We start from the raw sequence: 19,414 nt of genomic DNA on the forward strand, positions 1-19,414 counted from the left end.
CGGATGCCGAAAAACGGGGAAGAAGGTTTATTCTTTGCGGCGGAAAGGGCGGGTCAGGGTATCCATCACTTCGCCGGCCGCCTTGCCGGCATTTTCAAGGCGCTGGGTCGGCCGCAGTCGCACCTTCATGTCGTAGGGTGAATCGTATACTTGTAAATCCATCCCCGTCATGCCGCCGACACGCGATACGACAGTCCCGACGAGTGGCACTTTGCTCAGCAAACCCGTCACAGATTCCAGGAAATTGATGCGGAGGCGCACATCTGTCGAACGGCGCGGAAAATCAACCCATCCCTCGGCGATCATGGAAAGGTAGGGATTTTCCATGTCGGCCTGCTGAAGGGTCCACACACCGTCTTCGATAATCACCGCCGCCCGGCATCGGTCGAAATCAAGGGCGTCTGTGCCGTATTCGGGAAGACGTAAGCGGATCAGGGTCGTCGTTTTCAGCAGGTTGCGCAAGGGGGTCGCAAAGGCGACATCGCCGAGCGATCCGTTATGGGCCTCAAGGCTGAACCCGCCGTTGGCGCCGTCCATGGCTTCCGTGCCCGATCCGGTGGGAATGATCATCGTGACTTTTCCGGTAACAATGCCGGCGAGGCCGCGGGGTTTGTCAAAAACGATCGCATCCACAAACCGCAAATCGGCCTCCTTCGCTTCTAAATCGAGGTTTACGTGTCCGCGTTGCCCGCCACGCGAGGGGTAAACTTCAATGGACCCTGTGAGGCGTCCCGTGTTCGGGATTCCCGCGATGTTGGCGGCGTGAATGATTTCGTCGCGCATCGAAAACACGCCGGTGACATTTTGGGCGCCCGCCTTGCGATAGATCAAGGTGTCGAGCGAGACCTGCAATTCGCAGGCGAACGGCGTGGGGGAGCGCGGTTTCTTTTCATCCGTTGGCTTGGGGCTTCGCTTGTAGTCGGGCAAGTGATCGACAAAGTAGATGACGTCGTTCAGATTGAGGCGGCTGCCGTTCGCGCTTCCGTGGAAAACGCCGTCAATCAATTCGGCATTGAAGGTGCAGTCCGAATCGAGTCCCCGCGCCCGGACGTCTTTCAGGACAACCCGTTTGCCATGAACCGTCACTGTGCCGGAAACTTTGTCTATGCCTAAATCCGGCGCGATGAATGCGCCGGCGTCTTCGAGTTCGAGGGTGGCCGCCAGCGGCTTCGAGCCAAAAGAACCACGCACCCGTCCATGGATGGTTCCGTGTTGGGGCAGCAGTCCCGCCAGACCGGCGAGATCCAGGGTGATGTTGTCCACATAGGCGCCGCCGTCACGGATTCGGACAGGAATGTCGAGGCCGCCGTACTGAACATGGAAGGCGTCCAGTTTCATGCCGCCCTGTAGGTTCGGCATTGCCTTGACGTGGAGCGGATCGCCCCGCTTTTTGTACAGATAATCCCCGAACACGGCGTCCACATCGTCCAAGTCCGCTTCAAGCGTCCATTGGGGATCCGCCTTCGATTTTTGAGCGCGCAGAATGACCGATCCGTCGGCTTCCATGGCCTTGGGGAAAACCGGCTTCAGTGGCGCGAGTGGAATTTCCAGCGACGCATCGAGTTCACCGACCTGCCATTTGCCTTCATGCTTGGACAAGTTGATTTTTACTTGGCAAGGGGGGGCGCCTTCACGGGTGATTTGTACCGGAACCATTTCATTTTTTTCTGGAGGCCATGTGGATTCTATCTGAAAAGTGGACAAGCCGAAATGTTGAGCCAAGGCGAGCCAGGATTCCCGTGACGGGAGTGTTCCCAAGAAGGAACCTACGCATTGGGCGAGATCCATGACCAGGGTTCCAACGAGACGTTTCTTACCGGTGTCATAGCCTCCCCGCAACGTTAGGGTGCCGGCCCGCTCCGATCGCGTTTCGAGATCGAATCGGAAACCTTTGGCGTCCACATTGGCTTGCGCGGTAATATTGGACAGTTTTTCCTTGAAGCCTGCCGTTTCAAGGGTCAGGCGTCCGTCCTCGATTCCTGCGGCCATGTCCAGGTCGGCAGGAAGGCCCTTGCTGCCAAGGGTCGCCTTGAAGCGTTCAAGCGTCAGCGTCCCACCTAGGCCGCTTATCAAATCTTTCGGAAGAAATGCGCCAATCGGCGCCTGATCAATCGCGGCTTTTCCGTGCAAATCGAGCGCAATCGCGCCTTTCCGGGGAACCATCGAACCCGAAACGACAATTCCATTGGCCGAGATATTCTCCACCGTGATTTGTCCCTCTTTGAAGGCGAAGCGGCCTTTCAGTCCCTCAACAGGCAACGGTTGAACCAAGGGAGGTCCCGCAATCGTGAAGCCTATGTTGTCAAGGGCGCCTTCGGCATTGAAATCGCCGGGAAATCCTTGCCCGGCGCGGATGGTCGCCGAAATCGTTTCAAGTTTACAGACGCCCTTGATATCCGCGATCGGAAAAGAAGGGGGCGCCAACGCCAGCCACGACGGCAGGAGGGTCGCCGTTCCGCTTGCCTCACAAACCACCGACTTCTCAGCCCAATTCACGCGGAGCGTGCCCGTCAGTTGAAGGGCGTCCGCCGCCAGTTCGTTTATGCGAAAGACATCGTCTTCCGCGGTTAGATCGGCATGCACATCTGTCAACAGCCGGCGCCCATCCCGGGAATAGACATCCAATCCATTGAGTGACGCGAACCCTTTTGCCACGCGAATTTCACGTTCCGTGTTCAATCCAAAAATGACATCCTTCAACGCGCATTCGGCATCCTTGCGAGGTTTCAGGCAAATGGTGGTTTCGGACGATACGGCGGCCAGCGCGGCCATTGCCTCGGAATCGGCGCGCGCTTCAACAATCCGACAGGCCACTTGGGCGGATGGTTCCCATGTGAGATCGGCCGCCAGCGACGTTCCCGAGGATGCCCACTCGATGTCGTTGATAGTCAATGCGTTTTCCTGCCACCAAGCCAAGGCGGAAAGGGTCCCGTTCAACACATCGAGCGGCGTATTATGAACAGCCCCGTGGATTTCCGCCGACACGCGGCGGATGTTGGGCGCGTTGATGGAAATTGTGGCTTCGGCCTGGCCGCCTGTCCATTCGGGCCGTTCCGCCAGCCGGGTTAGATCAATCCCCTTGAGAGAAATCTTGCCTTGGCCGCCCAAGCCATTGTGGGGCGTCAGTTTACCTTCGATAAGGAGTTTGGCGTCCCTGCCCCATGCCGGCAGGTTCGCCGTGAGACGCAACGGCACGGTTTCGGCCGTCAATGAATGGGCCGTTCCGTCGAACGTGGCCCATACGGTTCCTCCGATGCCGTGTCGGATTTCACCTTGCCGAATATGGAATCGCTCAATGTCAAGGAGCGACGGGAGGGAAGCGCTCTTCCGGTCCGGCTTCTTGAAGCGTTCGGCGATGTTCCGTAAAACCGACAGATCCTTCGGCAAGACAAGCGAAACATCCGAAAGGGTTATTCCTTCGATTGCGATGCGGCCTTGTGTAAGGCCGGCCAAGCGCAGCGATGCCGTGGCGCGGCGGATCAGGAGCCGGCATTCCGCGTCCCCCACGGCGATGTCGTCAATGCCAATGCCGGGAACGGGAAAAAGACGAAGCCTCATCCGTCCTACGGATACGGGCATGCCCGTGGCGCGTTCGAGCGACGCGACAATCTCCGGCCGGTATCTCTCGATATCGGCAAAGCGAGTGGCTGCCATCACGCCCAGCGCCACGAGAGCCGCCAAAACCAAGACGACAATCGCATAACGGCGGCGGCGTATCGCGGCGGCTATGTCTAAATTGGCGACCATGGTGAAAGTTTATCACAGGTGAGGTCTGAACCGTTTCCCTTAAAAATAAATAGGGTGCTGTTCTTGTATTGCCGCCCGAATGCAGGACTCTTGACGAAAATGGCCGGGAATCGTCATGTTCCACGCAAAAAAATTCCCCTTTTTCATCGCGTTTTAGCACAACAAGCGATTCGGCAAGAAATGGAAGCCGGTACGAACCGAACTGCGGACAATAAATAGGCCCGGAACTTTTTCGGTGGTTTCTCTTGAAGCAATTTGCAGGGTGGTGCTATACTCGATTCGTACAGGGCGAAACGTCTGGGCATGCGGTAGGATAAACCGCTTTCCGCGTTTCGCAGCGAAAAGCGGGGATCCGTCTGTCATTGGATGGGCGGCCGCATAAAGAGATCGCCGTGCCTGCAGGCATGGCAAAACAAAGAGGAACTTGGAACGTGAGATCGTTAAGCGCCGCGTTTGCAAATGTGTTTCTGACTGTTTTGTTGGTTCTGGGATCGGTCGCCGCCATGGCCCAAGAGGCCAAGCCCGCGGCCAATGCGTCGGGCCAGTACAAAATTGGCGTGATCAACCGCAAGCAAATTCTTGACGGATATAAGAAAGTGAAGGCCGAATATGAAAAACTTCAGGCCGAAGTCGAGAGCCGCCAAGCCAAAATAGATGAATTGTCCAGTAAAATTGATGCGGCCAAAAAGGCCTATGAGGCCGAAAAGGAAAAACTCAGCCCCTCTGAACGCGCTGAAAGGGAAACGGCCATCCAGAATGATTACCGCGATTATCAGGCCAAACTTGCCAGTAATCAGGCGGACATAGACACCAAGGAAAAGACTCTGATGAAGGCCGTTTTTGAGGAAATTGACGCGGCGGTGGATGCGATCGGCGCGAGCGAGGGCTATCACATCATTCTCGAAGGCGGCGGTCGCACAGGCGCGGTCTATTTCAGTCCGACGGTGGATATTTCGCAAAAGGTCGTGGATGCGCTGAATAGTGGCGTTTCGGCCAGTCCCAAGGCGGAAGAGAAACCGGCCGCCAAGACCGAAAAGCCGAAGCGCTAAGCGGCACAGACATCCGGTCTCAACCCAGCCGAAATCATATTGAGGAATCGGATTGGACGAATGAAAAAGTCCGTGGGTGAGATAGCTGAGTTGGTGGGCGGCGAGGTCTGGGGCGATCGCGAGGCCGAAATCGTCGGCCTCAACGGCATCGAGCAGGCTCAGCCGGGCGAACTAACCTTCCTGAACAACACCCGGTATGCCCGCTTTCTGGAGGCGACCGGCGCCACGGCCATTCTCGCCCCGCCGGAGGTCGTTCTCCCCGGAAAGACGTTTATTCATGTCAAAAATCCCTATATCGCCTTCGTGATGGTGTTGAATGCGTGGTCGGAACCGCTCAAGCCCTGTCTCCCGGAGGGAGTACACCCAACCGCCATCATCGGAAAAGGCGTCACGCTGGGCGATCATGCAGCCATCGGACCTTATGTTGTCGTGGGGGACGATTGCGTGATCGGTTCGGGCGTGATGCTGTATCAGGGCGTATCCATCGGCGCCGGCTGCACTATTGGCGAGGGAAGTGTCCTGTATCCGAATGTCGTTGTCCGTGAGCGGGTTAGCATTGGCGCCCGATGCATCATTCATGCGGGTGCGGTTATCGGAAGCGACGGTTTCGGGTTTGCGCCATTGGGCGGAACGTGGTTCAAGATCCCGCAGGTCGGCACGGTGATCATTGGTGATGATGTGGAAATTGGATCGAACACGGCCATCGATCGCGCGACCTTTGGGCGCACGGTCATTGGACGCGGCACGAAGATTGACAATCTGGTCCAAGTAGGCCATAATGTCCAAATCGGCGAACATTGCGTTGTTTCAGGGATGACAGGAATCGCCGGCAGTGCGATTATCGGCAATCATGTGACCATCGCCGCGCAGGTTGGGATAGCCGATCATGTGGAAGTCGGAGAAGGGGCGACGTTGGGCGCCCGCGCGGCGGTAGGGCAGTCGGTGAAGCCGGGCGCAATCATGTCGGGCCACCCGCTGATGGAACATCGGGACGACTTGCGTGTGTTGACCGCCCTGCGGCGCCTACCGGATATGCCGCGGCGCATGCGCGATCTGGAGCGCCGAATCCAGGAACTGGAAGAAAAACTGCATGGAACGGCAGAAAACGATAAGTAACGAAGTGTCCTTTTCGGGCATGGGACTGCACACCGGCAGCCTCACGACCATGACGTTCAAGCCGGCTCCGCCTGACACGGGCGTGACCTTCTACCGGATCGATCTGCCCGGCTCCCCTGCCATTCAGGCGGACATTGACCATGTGGTGGACGTTTCGAGGGGCACGACCATCGGCATCAACGGGGCCAAGGTCCATACCGTGGAACATGTTCTGGCGGCGGTTTTCGGACTTGACATTGACAATATCGCCATCGAACTCGACGGACCTGAAATTCCCAACGGCGACGGCAGTTCGCAGGCCTTCACGCAAATCCTGCGCAAGGCGGGCCTGGTCGAGCAGGACGCCGAACGCCGGTACATCCAAATCGTCGAACCGGTCTATTACCGTCAGGACGACGTGACACTCAGCGTGTTGCCGTCGGACGAATTCCGCATGACGATGACCATTGCCTACGACCATGTGGCCATCGGCACGCAATATGCCTCCCTTACGATTACTCCGGAAACCTTTGAAAAAGAATTGGCGCCTGCTCGGACATTCTGTTTTTTGCGCGAAGTGCGGATGCTGCAGGACCAAGGATTGATCAAGGGCGGCAGCCTCGAAAGCGCCGTGGTCATCGGAGACGAGTCCATTCTGAACGAACAACTGCGTTTTCCCGACGAATTCGTGCGCCACAAGATGCTCGACTTGCTGGGCGACATGTACCTGCTGGGATGCCGGATCAAGGGACACGTCATCGGCGTGAAATCAGGCCACGCCAAAAACGTCATGTTTTCGAAACAGATCAAATCTGCCTATCTCAACAGTCGCGATATCACCCCGCCCTTGCCGCCGGATTCCGCGTTGGATGTCAACAAGATTATGGAGTTGCTGCCGCAGCGCTTTCCGTTTTTGTTGGTGGATCGCATTCTGACGCATGAGCCGCACAAGCGGGTGTCCGGCATCAAGAATGTCACCGTCAACGAGCCGTTCTTCCAAGGCCATTGGCCGACCGTTCCCGTGATGCCGGGCGTGCTGGTCATCGAAGTAATGGCCCAGGTCGGCTCGCTGCTCGTGTTCGACACGGAGGCGGTGCTCAAACATGGCGCGCCCCGGCAATACGCGTTTTTATTGGGCATTGATCGCGCCCGCATGCGTCGCTCGGTGGTGCCCGGCGATCAAATCGTGGTGGAGGCCGAGGTCCTGCATTCGCGGCGCAATGTCATCAAGGTACGAGCAATCGCCAAAATAGACGGCAACACCGCCGCAGAGGCGGATCTGCTTTTTGGCCTGATGGGCGGCCTCTGATCGACATTCCGGCAGACCTTGCAACCGGTTGCCTATTTTTTTGGGGGGGCAGAAGGGGTGCCGGATACGTTCAAAGACTTATCCGAGAGGTTTGAGATCGAGGGGTTGCCGCATCAGTTCGATAAAACTCGTGGCGTGATGCGTGCGGGAGATCCGTTTCGGTTCGCCGTGTTTGTCGGGACGAAGAAGGGCAATGGCTTCAAACGGCGCTTGCATGGGCACGAGCGGCGGGGGACTCTTCCGTAGTTTGCGGATGGCGGCTTCCGCGGATTGGCGAATAATCTGACGTGCGCGCGGCGGGGAAATATGCACCGCGCCGGCGTTGCGGGCCTCGTACTCTTGCGTGGTGCATTCTTCGCCCGTTCCACGCATCACGCCCCGCTTGACTTCGCAGACCGTGATGCCGGGAACCAACGCCTGCGCCTCGGCGGTCAATGCCAGATCGCCGCTTGCGAAAAAGGCGGGCACGCCCACTTCCGACGCGCACATGGACAACTGGCCGAATTCGCCGATGGACACGCCGTTCACCGAAAGATCAATGTAATGAAAACTTTGCGTATGGGCCAGATGGGCGAGTTCCGAGGATGCCTTTGCGTGTTGGCCGACAAAAGCCAAGCCGTCGAAACTTGAATCAAGTCCGAACGGCCACGCACCTGGCCAGCCGCGCGCATATTCGACGCGTTCGTCGAGCCATTCGATGTCGATCGCGCCCGCGCCATGGCCGTCGGCGACCTGTATGTATTTCGCGCCGCCCGCGAAAAATCCCTCGACCGCCGCGTTGACCTCTTGCGTCAGCAGGCGGCAGCCGGCCTCGTAATATCGATCACCCGGCTTGAGCCAGTCTGTGGCATTCTTCACGCCCGAAACGCCTTCCAAGTCCGTCATCAATAGAATTCGCATTGTTTTTTCGCCTTATTTATGTGGACCGCCACACGCTTCATTTGCGATCAAAAATTATTTAGGGGCAACAAGCGTTCCCCATACATCGAGATGCCTGTCTGATGCCATAGCCACACGCAAGCCAGCGAGTCCCGCCGCGACGATCTGTTCTTGAACTTCGTCCACGGTGAAGGCCGCGAGCAGGGAACGGTAATATTCTTCCTGGAGGAGCGCCGATTCATGACCGGCATAATGCTGGACGATTTCCGCGGCGTGTTCGGGCGAATCCGGCCGCGCAAGGTCGCGTAAAAATACCCGTCCTTCCGGTGCAAGAATACGACGGACTTCGCGCCAGAAAGGCATCGGATCGGGAATATGGTGCAAAATGCTGTTGGAAAATACGACGTCAATGGCAGCCTCCGGGAAAGGCATCGCCTTCGCATCCGCGCCCAGCCATGAGATTTGGTTCGCGCCGCCGGCCGCACGCGCCATGGCCAGCATCGGCCACGAATAGTCGCTGCCGATAATTCGCCAGCGCGCCCTTGTCTGGGCAAGCCGCAAAGGGATATCCCCCGGACCAGATCCCAAATCGAGCGCAATCGGCGATTCCAGTGCGCCGGCAAGATCGAGTAGACGATTGACAAATGCCGCGTTGACCGTGGAAAAATCCGCCCCGGCATAGGCTGCCACCTCGTCGGCCAAGTCCATTATTTCCGGTTCGGGTATCCGCTGCATCCGCCATCCTTCCTTGCCGCGCCAGCATACCGCATCACGCGGGGACGAGTCATATCTTGTCGCGCAGGCGAACGTATTCGTCCATGGCGGCCATGAAATTGTCGTAGGGCGTTCCCTTGGCGATGGAGTGGCTCGGGCCGAGAATGAAACCGCCGCCGGGCGCGCCGATCTCCATGGCATGCCGAACGCCTTGCCGGCAGTCGTCGGGGGATCCGGTAATCAACGTTTCGAGCGCTATACCGCCCCAGAACGACATGTGCCGTCCGAAATCGCGTTTCAATGCGCCGAGTTCCATGTCGGGGATAGTCTGAAGCGACTGGTAGCACTGGATGCCGGCCTCGATGAACTGGCCCATCAACGGGCGGTTGTTGCCGCAGTTGTGCAGGATGACTTGTTTTCCCAAGGCGCGGACGTGCTGAACGCGATCGCGCATGGGGGCGAAGCAGAATTCACGGAACAGATCCGGCGAAATCAACGGCCCTTTGCTGGCGGCCATGTCCTGTTCGAAAAACACCGCATCCTGTCCGGGCCGGATATACCATGCATCGCGCTGGTTCTGGCGTGCGACTTGCTGACTTGCCGCCGCGCGGACAACATCCGGCAGCAGATAATAGCCAAGCAGGCCACCGGATTCACCGGGAAGATCGATCATCGCGGTGAAATTACCGACCGTTCCCGCGATGTAGCGTTCTTTGCCGAGATGTTCGATCAGGTAATCGCACGCCTCGAATATTGACGGATCGGGCGGTGTTTCCTCGACCGGCTCGAGGTAATCCTCGATTTTTGGTTCCCGTGCCTGTTCCGTTGGCGGACGTTCGACGACGGAGATATCGTTGGTGAGTTCGGAAGCCCGCCAGATCGTGCCGTTTGCTTCCTGCCATGTCGCGTCGTCTAGACGTTTTACCCTGGGCGGATCGTAATCTTTCGGGGGCGCAATGGCCGCTTCCTTGAACGTGATGATGTCGCAACAATCCAGTTTTGTGAAAAATTCGACCGTGTCGCGTTTCCAACTTTCGACGACCTCGTCGCGACGTCCTTCCCAGAAGGCGATCTGGCATGCAATCTTGTTGCGCACATAGGTCTTGCGCCCGATGACGGCCTCGATGGTGTCGTAATCCACGACGTACAATCCCAGCGGGATATAGGGCGCCGATTCGCGTGCAAGGGTTCGCTGGACACATTCCTTTGCGGTCATTTTCGCGCGATCTTCCAAAAGGGGGTGTCGGGCATGATGGTCGAGTCTCCCCGTCAAGCCGTCAGCGCGACTTGGACAGCGCCTTGGACGTGTTCATTGTGTCTTGGAAATATTGAACGATTACGCCGATAGCGCCGGCGCCGAGAATGACGCCCAGCAGGACGCCGAGCCAATCCACCCACGCATCCGACGGATCCGCCGCCCGCAAGGGCCGGCATTGCGATATCTTGTGAATATGCACGTTACTCGTCTCCCAATGACAATCTCCGCGCAAACAAGGATATAGGAAGGCCCAAAAGGACGCAACAGATGAAAGTAAGCGATGGGCGGTGGAGCCGTTCGGATGTTGTCAATGTCTTTCATATTCCTTTGCCGGCCGGTTGGTTTTCATGTGGAGTCGCCGCACTCTTTCTCAGGGCTTCCAGGGTTTGCGCGGCCTCGACATGGTTTGGGTCGAGGCGTAACGTCTGCTCGAACAGATGACGCGCCCGATCCGTTTTGCCCTGCCCCAACAAGGCAACTCCAAGGGCATGGGTAACGGATGAATCCCAAGGGCGTTCCTTGTATGCCACGACCAGATCCGCTTCCGCTTCCGCGTATTGTTTCAATTGAAGAAAAGCCACGGCGCGGTTGAACCGTGCATCGGGATTATTGGGCGCGGTTTGCAGTACGGCGTTCCAACAGTCGAACGCCGGGCCGATGCGTCCCAGTTGAAAGAGGGCGATACCGAGATTCGTTCGAGCAAACAGGAGGCCGGGCTGCCATTGCAACGCCGTTTCGAAAGCGAGCCGCGCCTCATCGGGTTTGCCCCGCGACAACAGGACCATGCCGCGATTGCCCATGGCCTGCGCGTAGCGGGGATCGATGGCAAGGGCGGCTTCAAATTGTTCCGCGGCGGCTTCGAGTTGCCCGTGTTGCAGGAACACACAACCAAGCTTCATGTGGGCGACTTTGTTTGGTCCCGTGACGGCAAGGGTGTGCTGGAAAAGCGATTCCGTGTTGCGCCAGACGCGGGTTTGCTGATTGGCCAGAACGATGCAGGGCGCCATGACCGCCACGGCGGCCACGGCCTTGAAGGATATCGTCTTCAGGACCTCCGCGGCCAGCCACACTGCGGCGATACACAGGCCGATGGACGGCAGATAAGTATAGCGATCCGCATGGGCTTGATCGCCAATCTGAATGATTCCAATGACCGGCAGCAGCATGATCCCGAACCAAAGCCAACCCATGGCAAGATAAGGGCGGTTGCGGGCTGGAAACAAGATGAACAGGGTGGCGCCAAGCAGCAGGACGGCAAGACAACACGCGATAGGGAATGAAATGGATGGACCCGGATGCGGATAAAAAACAGCAAGATGGATTGGGACAAAAATCTTGCCGATATACGCCGCATACGCCATTGCCGCATTGGCCAAGCGGATCGTGAGAGGAAATTCCTCGAACGATCCCACGGCGCCACCGCGTGCCTGCACGAAGACGGTTATTGCGGACGAAATCGCCGCCGCCGCGAAAAACGGTGTTTTTTCCCGAACTAGCGCCCATCCGCCTTTGCGATGAAGCGGCCAACGATCAAGCAGGAGCATGATCAGCGGAAAAGTGACGAGCATGGGCTTGGCCAGCAGACCCATGACAAACAGGGCGAGCGAAAGGACGTATCGTGAACGTTTCCGGTTGTGCGCATACGCCACATACGCCCAGAGCGACGCCATGCCGAACAATCCGCTCAGCACGTCCTTGCGTTCCGCGATCCACGCCACGGATTCGACGCGCAGGGGATGGGCCGCGAACAGGGCGGCGACGATAAGACTTCGGGTATACGCACCCGTGGCGGATGAAAGAAACAGGAATAGTACCACGGCGCTGGCCGCATGAATCACAAGGCTGGACAGGTGATGTCCGGCGGGATTCATGCCGAAGAGGGCATAATCCGCGAGATGGGAAAGCCACGTCAACGGATGCCAGTTCGCGGCATGCCCCGTCGTAAAGGCCCACCTTATGGTTGCGGGGGTCAATCCGCCGCGAACATGCGCATTCGCGGTTACATACAGGTTGTCGTCGAATGTGGTGAAATCATTCCACAACGCGGGATAAAACGCGGCCGACACGATCAGGATCAGAAACAAGATCGCAAGGACCATGCGCCCGTTCATGGCATGGCCTCTTTGATCTTTTTTAGATACGCCAATGCTCCGTCATGTCCGGGTTCATGGCGGAGGGTTTCGATGAAATGGTTTGCGGCTTCTTCATGTTTGCCGGATTCCTCCAACGCCATACCCAACAGGTAATGTGCGTCGGCGTCGTTGGGTCGCCGGTTCACGAGTTCCACAAGCGCCTGAATCGCCTCGTTGCGTTGTCCGGCGCGCAGAAGTGCGTTGGCGTAATTGAAACGCAGGTCCATATCGTCCGGGCTCAACGCGCAGGCGCTCCGCAAGGCTTCGGCGGCTTCTTGAAATCGGTTGGCCGAAGCCAGCGCAAGGCCTAGATTGGCGGCGGCGTCGGCATTGTTCGGCAGGGCCGCGGCAATCGCAGCGAATTGTTCTACGGCTTCTTGGAAATGTCCGGAACGCATGCAGGCTTTTCCCAGCAGCCGGCGAATATCCAAACGGTCCGGATTCAGCGCCAAAAAATAGCGCACGTGTGAAATGCCTTCCTCGACGTGGCCGAGTTGAAGCAGGAGCATGCCGTAATTGTTTCGAGCATCGGGATCGTCGGGCCGCAGGGTTACGGCTTTTTCAAGATACGGCGCCGCTTCGGCTTTTTTCCCGGCATTCAGCAGGCATACGCCGAGGTTCATGAGGGTATTGTGATGATCCGGGCGTATCCGTAACGAGCGATGAAACAGGTCTATGGCCGTGGAAGAATGCCCCAGTTTGTCCATGACGATGCCGAGATTGGTGATGCATTCGACATGATTCGGCTCGATCCGCAATGCCGCCTCGAATTGCCGGGCGGCATCCTCGTAACGTTCCGCGTCGAGATAGGCGCACCCAAGACTGTACAACGCCTCTTCGTTGTTGCGTGTAACGGCCAGCGCGTGCCTGAACAGCGTTTCGCTGTCCTCCCATACGCCAATCTGCTCCACGGTGCGCACGGACAAGGCCGCAAGCAACACGAAGACGGCTATGCGCAGGATGGCCGGCGGCAGGCGCCGCGCACGCCATACTTCGCCCACGCCCCATGTTGCCATGATGAACAGGCCGATGAGCGGCAGGTAGGTGTAGCGATCCGCCATGGCCTGGCGTCCAATCTGGACAAGGCCGATCACGGGAACCAGCATGCCGAGATACCAAAACCAGCCGGTGATCGCGTAGGGGATACGGCGTGCAACAAGCAACACGGCCATCGTCACGGTGAAAAGGAACAGCGCGGCGCCGAATACGACGGGGAAGGGAATCGTGTTTCCCGGATGCGGATAAAAGACGGCAAGATCGAAGGGCCGGATCGTTTTCCACAAGTAACCGGCGTAGGCAGTCGCCGCGTTGGCAATCCGCACGGGAAGGGAGTAATCGGTGAAATCGCTGACCGAACCACCGCGGGCCTGTGCAAAAAAGGCCATGAAAGAAGCCATGGCCGATAGGAGAAACCAGGGCAATTTCTCTATTACGCATTCGATCCATTGGCCACGCAACCGGTCCAACGGCCAGTAATCGAGAAGGAGCAGCACGCAGGGCAATGTTACGATCATGGATTTGGACATCAGGCCGAGCGCGAAGAGGACGGTTACGGCCGCATAACGTATCAACGATGGCCTCGCCGCATAAGCGGCATACGTCCACAAGGCGGTCATGAAGAAGAAACCGCACAGCACATCCTTGCGCTCGGCCACCCATGCGACCGATTCGACATGCAGCGGATGGATCGCGAACAAGGCCGCGACCACGAATGCGCGGTCAGGCGCGCCCGTCATCCGTCGCAGCGCAAGATAGAGAAGCAGTGTGTTTGCTGCGTGGAACACGATGTTGGTGGCGTGATGGCCGGCGGGATTCATTCCGAACAATTGCGCGTCGAGCATGTGCGACAGCCACGTGAGGGGCATCCAGTTGCTGCCGTGCAGTGTGCGGAACGCCCACGCCGTTCCCTGCCAAGTGAGGCCGGCCTGTGTTTGGAGATTGTTCGTGACGTAAAGATGATCGTCGTAATTGACGAAATCGTTGCGGAGCGCGGGAAGATAGACCAGCACCGCCACCAGGAAAAGCAGGACGGGCTCAAGTCCCTTTCGCATTCGACGGATCACGATGGTTCGCCGATCTTGCTAATCTTGCGAGGCGTCAACGCGCAGCACATGATTTTGTGCGTCAACATGGACAATGCGCGGGACATGCGCCTTCGCCTCCTCCGGCGTCATCGAGGCATAGGCGATGGCGATGATCAGGTCGCCCGGATGCCCCAGGCGCGCCGCCGCCCCGTTCAGGCATACGGTGCCCTTGCCGCGTTCGCCCGCGATGACATAGGTTTCGAAACGGTCGCCCGTGTTGATGTTCACAACCTGTATCCGTTCGTTCACGAACAGGCCCGCCGCTTCGATCAACAAAGGGTCCAGCGTCAGGCTGCCCGCGTAATTCAGATTCGCCTCCGTCACGGTGGCCCGGTGAATCTTGCTTTTCATCATCATTACGAACATCGTCTTACACCTCGCACTTGATATTGTCTATAAGCCGCGTCTTGCCGACCCACGCCGCAACCGCCAGCAGCATCGTGCCTTCGATATGTTCCAACGGTTTCATCGTGTTTGCATCCACCAGTTCCACGTAGTCAATCTGAACCTCCGCCATGCCGGCGCGGACGTGATTGATGATCTTTTTTGCATTGCGTTCGCCTGCCTGGATTAGTTCGCGCGCTGCGAAGAGCGACCGGGAAAGGCACAGACCGCGCTGACGTTCTTCCGGACTCAGATACGCGTTTCGCGAACTCATCGCGAGACCGTCCGGATCGCGCACGATCGGCATTTCGACGATTTCGATGCCCATGTCGAGATTGCGTGTCATCCGTTTTATTACGGCACATTGCTGCGCATCTTTTTGTCCAAAATAGGCCCGGTGCGGCAGCACCGCGTTGAACAGTTTCGTGACGACCGTGGCCACGCCCCGGAAGAAATGCGGGCGCGACCCGCCGCAGAGTCCCTCGCTTATTTCTTCGACGATTACGTATGTCGAATAGTGTTCCGGATACATTGTGGACGCCCGCGGGGCATAGATGATATCCATGCCAGTCTCTTCCGCAAGTTTCAAATCGGCATCAAAAGTCCGCGGATACTGGTTGAAATCCTCGTGCGGCGCGAATTGCGTCGGATTGACAAAGATGCTCAACACGGCACGATCGTTTTCCCGGGCCGCCGCGCGCATCAAGCTGGCGTGCCCCTCGTGCAACGCGCCCATCGTCGGCACGAAGCCGATCGTCTTGCCCTCCGCCCGTTGCGCAAGCGACCATGCCCGCATGGCCCCGGGCGTGTCCAGGATCGTCGGCGTGACGCGTGCTTCATTCTTCATTCATCGCTCGTCCTACTTGAATTGGTTCTCTTCCTGTGGAAACGATCCGTTCCGCACGCTCTTGACATACTCCTCGCACGCTTGTCGCATGAGTCCGCGCACGTCGGCGAAGGTTCGCGTGAACCGCGTCGTGCCCCAGCCGAGAATGTCGTGAAGCACGAGGACCTGTCCATCGCATGCCGGCCCCGCGCCAATGCCAATCGTGGGAATGGCGACGAGTTCCGTGATTTCCGCAGCTAGATCCGCGGGTATGCATTCAAGCACGATGGCGAAACAGCCGGCTTCCTCGAGTCCGCGCGCTTCATCCTTCAGGCGGATCCGGCATTCCGGCGAGCGCCCCTGAACCTTGTACCCGCCGATCTGATTGACGGATTGCGGAGTCAGGCCGATATGGCCCATGACCGGAATGCCCGCCCGGAGGATGGCCGCTATCGCCCCGCCGAACTTGTCCACGGGGCCTTCGAGTTTGACGCCCTGCGCCCCGCCTTCGACAATCAGCCGACCCGCGTTGCGCAAAGCCTCGTCGGGATTGATTTGATAGGAAAGAAACGGCATGTCGCCGATGACCATGGCGTGCTGGACCGCGCTGGACACCATGCGCGTGTGATGGACCATTTCGTCCATCGTTACCGTCAACGTGTTGGGTCGGCCCATGACGACGTTGCCGCAGGAATCACCAACCAACACGATATCAACACCGGAGGCGTCAACAATTTGCGCGGTGGGATAATCATAGGCGGTGAGCATGGCGATTTTGTCGCCCTGCTGTTTTCGCTCCCGGAGCGAAACAGCCGTAATGCGTGGCACTGTTTGATCCTCCTGAACCCGGCGTGGCGGTTCTGGGCCGCGTCTGCCGGGAATTCGTCCCAGTCCCTTGAGGGGATCCAGGCTATCAGTGATCTCGCTTCGGTCAAATGTTCAACGCATCGCGGAATGCAGCCGCGGGGGCATAAAGCGCCACCGCGCCTGCCGCCTCCGGGCACGCCGCCAAAGCCGATACCGTCTTTCCGGTCTCCGGGTCCACGGCATTCGGGGCGATTTCCGCCAGCGGCGCCAAAACAAACGCTCGATGCCGAAACGCCGGGTGCGGAATTGTGAGCACACAACTTTCCATCACGCATCTGCCCCACAGGATGATGTCTATATCAATCACCCGCGGGCCCCAGCGCGTTGCCGGCTCGCGCCCGATTTCGCGTTCGATGTCCTTTACCGTGTTCAGGAGTTCAAGCGGCTCCATCGCCGTCTCGATTTCCACAGCCAAGTTCAGGAACGCGGGCTGGTCCACGATGCCCATCGGTTCCGTTTCGTAGCACGATGACACGGTGATCAACCGAATGCCTTCATGCCGCGCCAACATCGAAACCGCTTCGCGCAACCGCGTCAGCCGGTCGCCGACATTGCCGCCCAGACTCAACAGAACCCGCATCGGGGCCATTCCACTCGGTCAACATTTGCCATAAAAATAATAGCACAGAAGGAGGAAAGATTCAAAGGAATTGTGATTCTGTCCTATCCCTATATCAGTTTCGTAACGCCCGGCATCGGAATCGGTCCCAGCGGATGCGGCCCCAGTTCGAGTTTTTCGGGGCTGAGGTCGAGTTTCGATGCGTTCATGACCCAGTCCCATTTCATGGCGCGGCCGGTATAGGCGCTCATGCGGGCCATGATAGCGGTCATCGTGCTTTCGGCGACCTGGCGCCCTTCGTTGATCGGCTGGTTGTTGCGAATGCTTCCGATGAAATCGGCATATTCCTGCACGGCCGGATCCATGGAAGGTCCGTCGTACTTGTAATTGACGCCGCCCTCGAAGTAGGCGCCGCCGAAGTCAACGTACGCGCGGGCTTTTGTGCCGACATAGCGCATGTCGTTGCGCGTGCTGACGCCGTCGGTCTGCCCGCCCATGTACTCGACGCGGACACCGTTTGGATACTCGAATTCGGCGGCAAAATGATCGTACACATCGCCGTATTCGGGCGCGGTGCGAACTTGCCGTCCGCCGTTGGCGATGCATTGCACGGGATGCGCGTTGAAGGCCCAGTTCATGAGGTCGAGGTTGTGTACGTGCATTTCGACGATGAAATCGCCCGACAGCCATGTCATAAACAGCCACCGGCGGATCTGGTATTCCATTTCGGACATGTCCGGTTTGGGTTGTTTCAAATCGCCGTACCATTCGAGCATGCCGTCGCCGATGCGCACGCACTGCCCGCCGACCAATTCGCCGATTTCGCCGTCGTGCATGCGTTTCATCGCGTCCATGATGTGCCGCGCGCGCCGCATCTGCGTGCCGGCGACCACGGAAAGGTTCTTTTCCTTCGCCTTGTCCGCCGTTTCGATGAACCCACGCACGCCAACCGGGTCCACCGCGATCGGTTTTTCGACGAAACAATGCTTGCCGGCCGCCACGGCCGCGCGGAAGTGTTCGGGGCGGAAAAAAGGCGGCGTGGTCAAAATGACGGCGTCCACGCCCGCGTCAATGACTTTCTGGTAGGCGTCGAATCCCACGAACATCTTTTCCGGCGTAACCTTGTAGATATCGTCCACCGGCAATTGGCGTTTTGCGAGATTGCCTTTGATCAATTCCGGCGCCTTGTCCATCCGATCTTGAAACAGATCGCCCAACGCGACAAGTTCGATTCCCGGCGACGACATGGCGCAATCTATGATGCCCGCGCCGGTTCCTCGGCCGCCGCATCCGATCAGACCCACGCGAACTTTGTCCGAACCTTGCGCATGCGCCCGATGCGATATCGCCACGAGCGACGCCGCGCCGGTCACCGCGGACGTTTTCAGAAAATCGCGCCTCGACACATCGTTGTTCTTCGTCTTCATGCCACCATCCTCCTTTACGGGCTTGAAGCATCAGGCTACAGGCTTGGGGGGGCTGTGATCAAGCAGGCGAAACATGGAGCGGATTATATTCTTGTTGTCCATTCCCCCCCGATTATTCTTCGGACTGTTCATCCAGAAAACGGCGCAGGCGTTCCTCGATGGGCACGACTTCGGTATAGGTCATGAGTTCGGCGCGCAGCTTTGCAATCGCATGGACGTTTTTCAGGTATCCGGCGTAATACTTTCGATGCTCAAGGACCGCGCGCCGTTCGCCCTTGTACGCGACGGCGGCATGGAGATGCCGCAGGCACGTGGCGACGCATTCGGCGAGGGATGGAGCGGGGGGGAGGCTGCCCGTCGCCAGGTATTCCTTGGCGTGCTGGAAAATCCACGGGTTGCAAATCGCGGCGCGTCCAATCATCACGCCGTCGCAACCGGTCGCGAACATCAGGCGGACGTCCTCGGGTGTGCGCACGTCCCCGTTGCCGATGAGCGGGATGGATATGACCTTGCGAATCTTTTCGAGCCATGACCAATCCGCCTGGCCCTTGTAGCCCTGTTCGCGCGTGCGGCAATGGACGGTCAACGCCTGGACGCCGCATTGCTCGACCATCCGCGCGACTTCAAGAATGCAGATGCTCTTCTCATCCCAGCCGAGGCGCGTCTTGACCGTTACGGGCAGCCGTGTGGCGCCGACGACCGCGCGAACCACCGATTCGAATTTTTTCAAGTCCCGCAGCAGACCCGCGCCATCACCGCGGTTTGCGATCTTTTTCACCCAACACCCGCAATTGATGTCAATGAAATCCGGCCTCATTTCCTCGGCAACGGCCGCGGCGCGTTCCATGCTTCCCTCGGCGCTGCCATAGATCTGCACGGCGATGGGGCGTTCGTCGTCGTTCACCTGCATCTTGTGCAACGTGCGCGTGACATCGCGGATGATCGCTTCCGCATTGGCGAACTCGGTGTAGACGATATCCGCGCCGAACGATTTGCAGATCTGCCGGAAGGGTCGATCGCCGACGCTTTCCATCGGGGCCAGCGCCAGCGGATGGTCGAGTTGAATGGTCCCGACGTGAAACAT

The 19,414-nt window shown here is 58.4% G+C and carries 16 protein-coding genes; 3 read left to right on the plus strand and 13 right to left on the minus strand.

Features of this window, described 5'->3' with window-relative positions:
* Positions 1 to 27 precede the first annotated feature (27 nt).
* Entirely contained in the window at positions 28 to 3,747 is a 3,720-nt protein-coding gene (locus P5540_00310; protein HRT63241.1) for an AsmA-like C-terminal domain-containing protein, read from the minus strand.
* Positions 3,748 to 4,178: 431 nt separating this feature from the next.
* Between P5540_00310 and P5540_00315 the strand changes: the two genes are divergently transcribed.
* The 3 genes from P5540_00315 to lpxC all read left to right on the plus strand — a co-directional run bounded on the left by P5540_00315 (position 4,179) and on the right by lpxC (position 7,200).
* A complete protein-coding gene (locus P5540_00315) occupies positions 4,179 to 4,796 on the plus strand; it encodes an OmpH family outer membrane protein (protein ID HRT63242.1) in 618 nt (205 codons plus the stop codon).
* A 72-nt stretch (positions 4,797 to 4,868) separates the two neighbouring features.
* The gene (gene lpxD / locus P5540_00320) at positions 4,869 to 5,912 is read left to right on the plus strand and encodes a UDP-3-O-(3-hydroxymyristoyl)glucosamine N-acyltransferase (protein HRT63243.1); all 1,044 of its coding nucleotides are present in this window, start codon (positions 4,869 to 4,871) and stop codon (positions 5,910 to 5,912) included.
* Complete coding sequence (lpxC, locus tag P5540_00325) at positions 5,887 to 7,200, plus strand: UDP-3-O-acyl-N-acetylglucosamine deacetylase (GenBank protein ID HRT63244.1); 1,314 nt, start codon at positions 5,887 to 5,889, stop codon at positions 7,198 to 7,200. The genes lpxD and lpxC overlap by 26 nt, the downstream gene beginning before the upstream one ends.
* Before the next feature lie 78 nt (positions 7,201 to 7,278).
* Here lpxC and P5540_00330 read toward each other — a convergent pair whose 3' ends face one another.
* From P5540_00330 to dusB, 12 genes are all read right to left on the minus strand, one after another.
* Positions 7,279 to 8,100 carry a M55 family metallopeptidase gene (locus P5540_00330; GenBank protein HRT63245.1) on the minus strand — a complete coding sequence of 274 codons (822 nt, stop codon included), beginning with the start codon at positions 8,098 to 8,100 and terminating at the stop codon, positions 7,279 to 7,281.
* A gap of 54 nt (positions 8,101 to 8,154) precedes the next feature.
* Positions 8,155 to 8,814, minus strand: a complete 660-nt coding sequence (locus tag P5540_00335; GenBank protein ID HRT63246.1) for a methyltransferase domain-containing protein — start codon at positions 8,812 to 8,814, stop codon at positions 8,155 to 8,157.
* 49 nt (positions 8,815 to 8,863) lie between these two features.
* The gene (locus tag P5540_00340) at positions 8,864 to 10,009 is read right to left on the minus strand and encodes a uroporphyrinogen decarboxylase family protein (protein ID HRT63247.1); all 1,146 of its coding nucleotides are present in this window, start codon (positions 10,007 to 10,009) and stop codon (positions 8,864 to 8,866) included.
* A 61-nt stretch (positions 10,010 to 10,070) separates the two neighbouring features.
* Positions 10,071 to 10,250 carry a hypothetical protein gene (locus P5540_00345; protein ID HRT63248.1) on the minus strand — a complete coding sequence of 60 codons (180 nt, stop codon included), beginning with the start codon at positions 10,248 to 10,250 and terminating at the stop codon, positions 10,071 to 10,073.
* A 118-nt stretch (positions 10,251 to 10,368) separates the two neighbouring features.
* The gene (locus tag P5540_00350) at positions 10,369 to 12,162 is read right to left on the minus strand and encodes a tetratricopeptide repeat protein (GenBank protein HRT63249.1); all 1,794 of its coding nucleotides are present in this window, start codon (positions 12,160 to 12,162) and stop codon (positions 10,369 to 10,371) included.
* The gene (locus P5540_00355) at positions 12,159 to 14,234 is read right to left on the minus strand and encodes a tetratricopeptide repeat protein (GenBank protein HRT63250.1); all 2,076 of its coding nucleotides are present in this window, start codon (positions 14,232 to 14,234) and stop codon (positions 12,159 to 12,161) included. Before P5540_00355 ends, P5540_00350 begins: the two co-directional genes overlap by 4 nt.
* A 30-nt stretch (positions 14,235 to 14,264) precedes the next feature.
* The gene (locus P5540_00360; GenBank protein ID HRT63251.1) at positions 14,265 to 14,633 is read right to left on the minus strand and encodes an aspartate 1-decarboxylase; all 369 of its coding nucleotides are present in this window, start codon (positions 14,631 to 14,633) and stop codon (positions 14,265 to 14,267) included.
* Between the two features lie 4 nt (positions 14,634 to 14,637).
* Complete coding sequence (gene panC, locus P5540_00365) at positions 14,638 to 15,498, minus strand: pantoate--beta-alanine ligase (protein ID HRT63252.1); 861 nt, start codon at positions 15,496 to 15,498, stop codon at positions 14,638 to 14,640.
* Positions 15,499 to 15,510: 12 nt separating this feature from the next.
* The gene (panB, locus tag P5540_00370) at positions 15,511 to 16,305 is read right to left on the minus strand and encodes a 3-methyl-2-oxobutanoate hydroxymethyltransferase (GenBank protein ID HRT63253.1); all 795 of its coding nucleotides are present in this window, start codon (positions 16,303 to 16,305) and stop codon (positions 15,511 to 15,513) included.
* Positions 16,306 to 16,408: 103 nt separating this feature from the next.
* Positions 16,409 to 16,924 carry a 2-amino-4-hydroxy-6-hydroxymethyldihydropteridine diphosphokinase gene (gene folK, locus P5540_00375; GenBank protein HRT63254.1) on the minus strand — a complete coding sequence of 172 codons (516 nt, stop codon included), beginning with the start codon at positions 16,922 to 16,924 and terminating at the stop codon, positions 16,409 to 16,411.
* Positions 16,925 to 17,013: 89 nt separating this feature from the next.
* On the minus strand, positions 17,014 to 18,330 hold the full coding sequence (locus P5540_00380) for a Gfo/Idh/MocA family oxidoreductase (protein HRT63255.1): 1,317 nt from the start codon (positions 18,328 to 18,330) through the stop codon (positions 17,014 to 17,016).
* A 112-nt stretch (positions 18,331 to 18,442) separates the two neighbouring features.
* Positions 18,443 to 19,414 (minus strand): tRNA dihydrouridine synthase DusB, encoded by a 972-nt coding sequence (dusB, locus tag P5540_00385; protein HRT63256.1) that lies wholly within the window; start codon positions 19,412 to 19,414, stop codon positions 18,443 to 18,445.

The organism is Candidatus Hydrogenedentota bacterium (assembly GCA_035450225.1).
GTDB lineage: Bacteria > Hydrogenedentota > Hydrogenedentia > Hydrogenedentales > SLHB01 > DSVR01.

What these genes read in the sequence shown, in the direction of transcription:
- P5540_00350 (HRT63249.1), bottom strand. Translation starts at nt 12,162, where the DNA reads ATGAACGGGCGCATGGTCCTTGCGATCTTGTTTCTGATCCTGATCGTG.
- P5540_00330 (HRT63245.1), bottom strand. Translation starts at nt 8,100, where the DNA reads ATGCGAATTCTATTGATGACGGACTTGGAAGGCGTTTCGGGCGTGAAG.
- folK (HRT63254.1), bottom strand. Translation starts at nt 16,924, where the DNA reads ATGCGGGTTCTGTTGAGTCTGGGCGGCAATGTCGGCGACCGGCTGACG.
- P5540_00360 (HRT63251.1), bottom strand. Translation starts at nt 14,633, where the DNA reads ATGTTCGTAATGATGATGAAAAGCAAGATTCACCGGGCCACCGTGACG.
- dusB (HRT63256.1), bottom strand. Translation starts at nt 19,414, where the DNA reads ATGTTTCACGTCGGGACCATTCAACTCGACCATCCGCTGGCGCTGGCC.
- P5540_00310 (HRT63241.1), bottom strand. Translation starts at nt 3,747, where the DNA reads ATGGTCGCCAATTTAGACATAGCCGCCGCGATACGCCGCCGCCGTTAT.
- P5540_00380 (HRT63255.1), bottom strand. Translation starts at nt 18,330, where the DNA reads ATGAAGACGAAGAACAACGATGTGTCGAGGCGCGATTTTCTGAAAACG.
- P5540_00340 (HRT63247.1), bottom strand. Translation starts at nt 10,009, where the DNA reads ATGACCGCAAAGGAATGTGTCCAGCGAACCCTTGCACGCGAATCGGCG.
- P5540_00335 (HRT63246.1), bottom strand. Translation starts at nt 8,814, where the DNA reads ATGCAGCGGATACCCGAACCGGAAATAATGGACTTGGCCGACGAGGTG.
- panC (HRT63252.1), bottom strand. Translation starts at nt 15,498, where the DNA reads ATGAAGAATGAAGCACGCGTCACGCCGACGATCCTGGACACGCCCGGG.
- lpxC (HRT63244.1), top strand. Translation starts at nt 5,887, where the DNA reads ATGGAACGGCAGAAAACGATAAGTAACGAAGTGTCCTTTTCGGGCATG.
- P5540_00355 (HRT63250.1), bottom strand. Translation starts at nt 14,234, where the DNA reads ATGCGAAAGGGACTTGAGCCCGTCCTGCTTTTCCTGGTGGCGGTGCTG.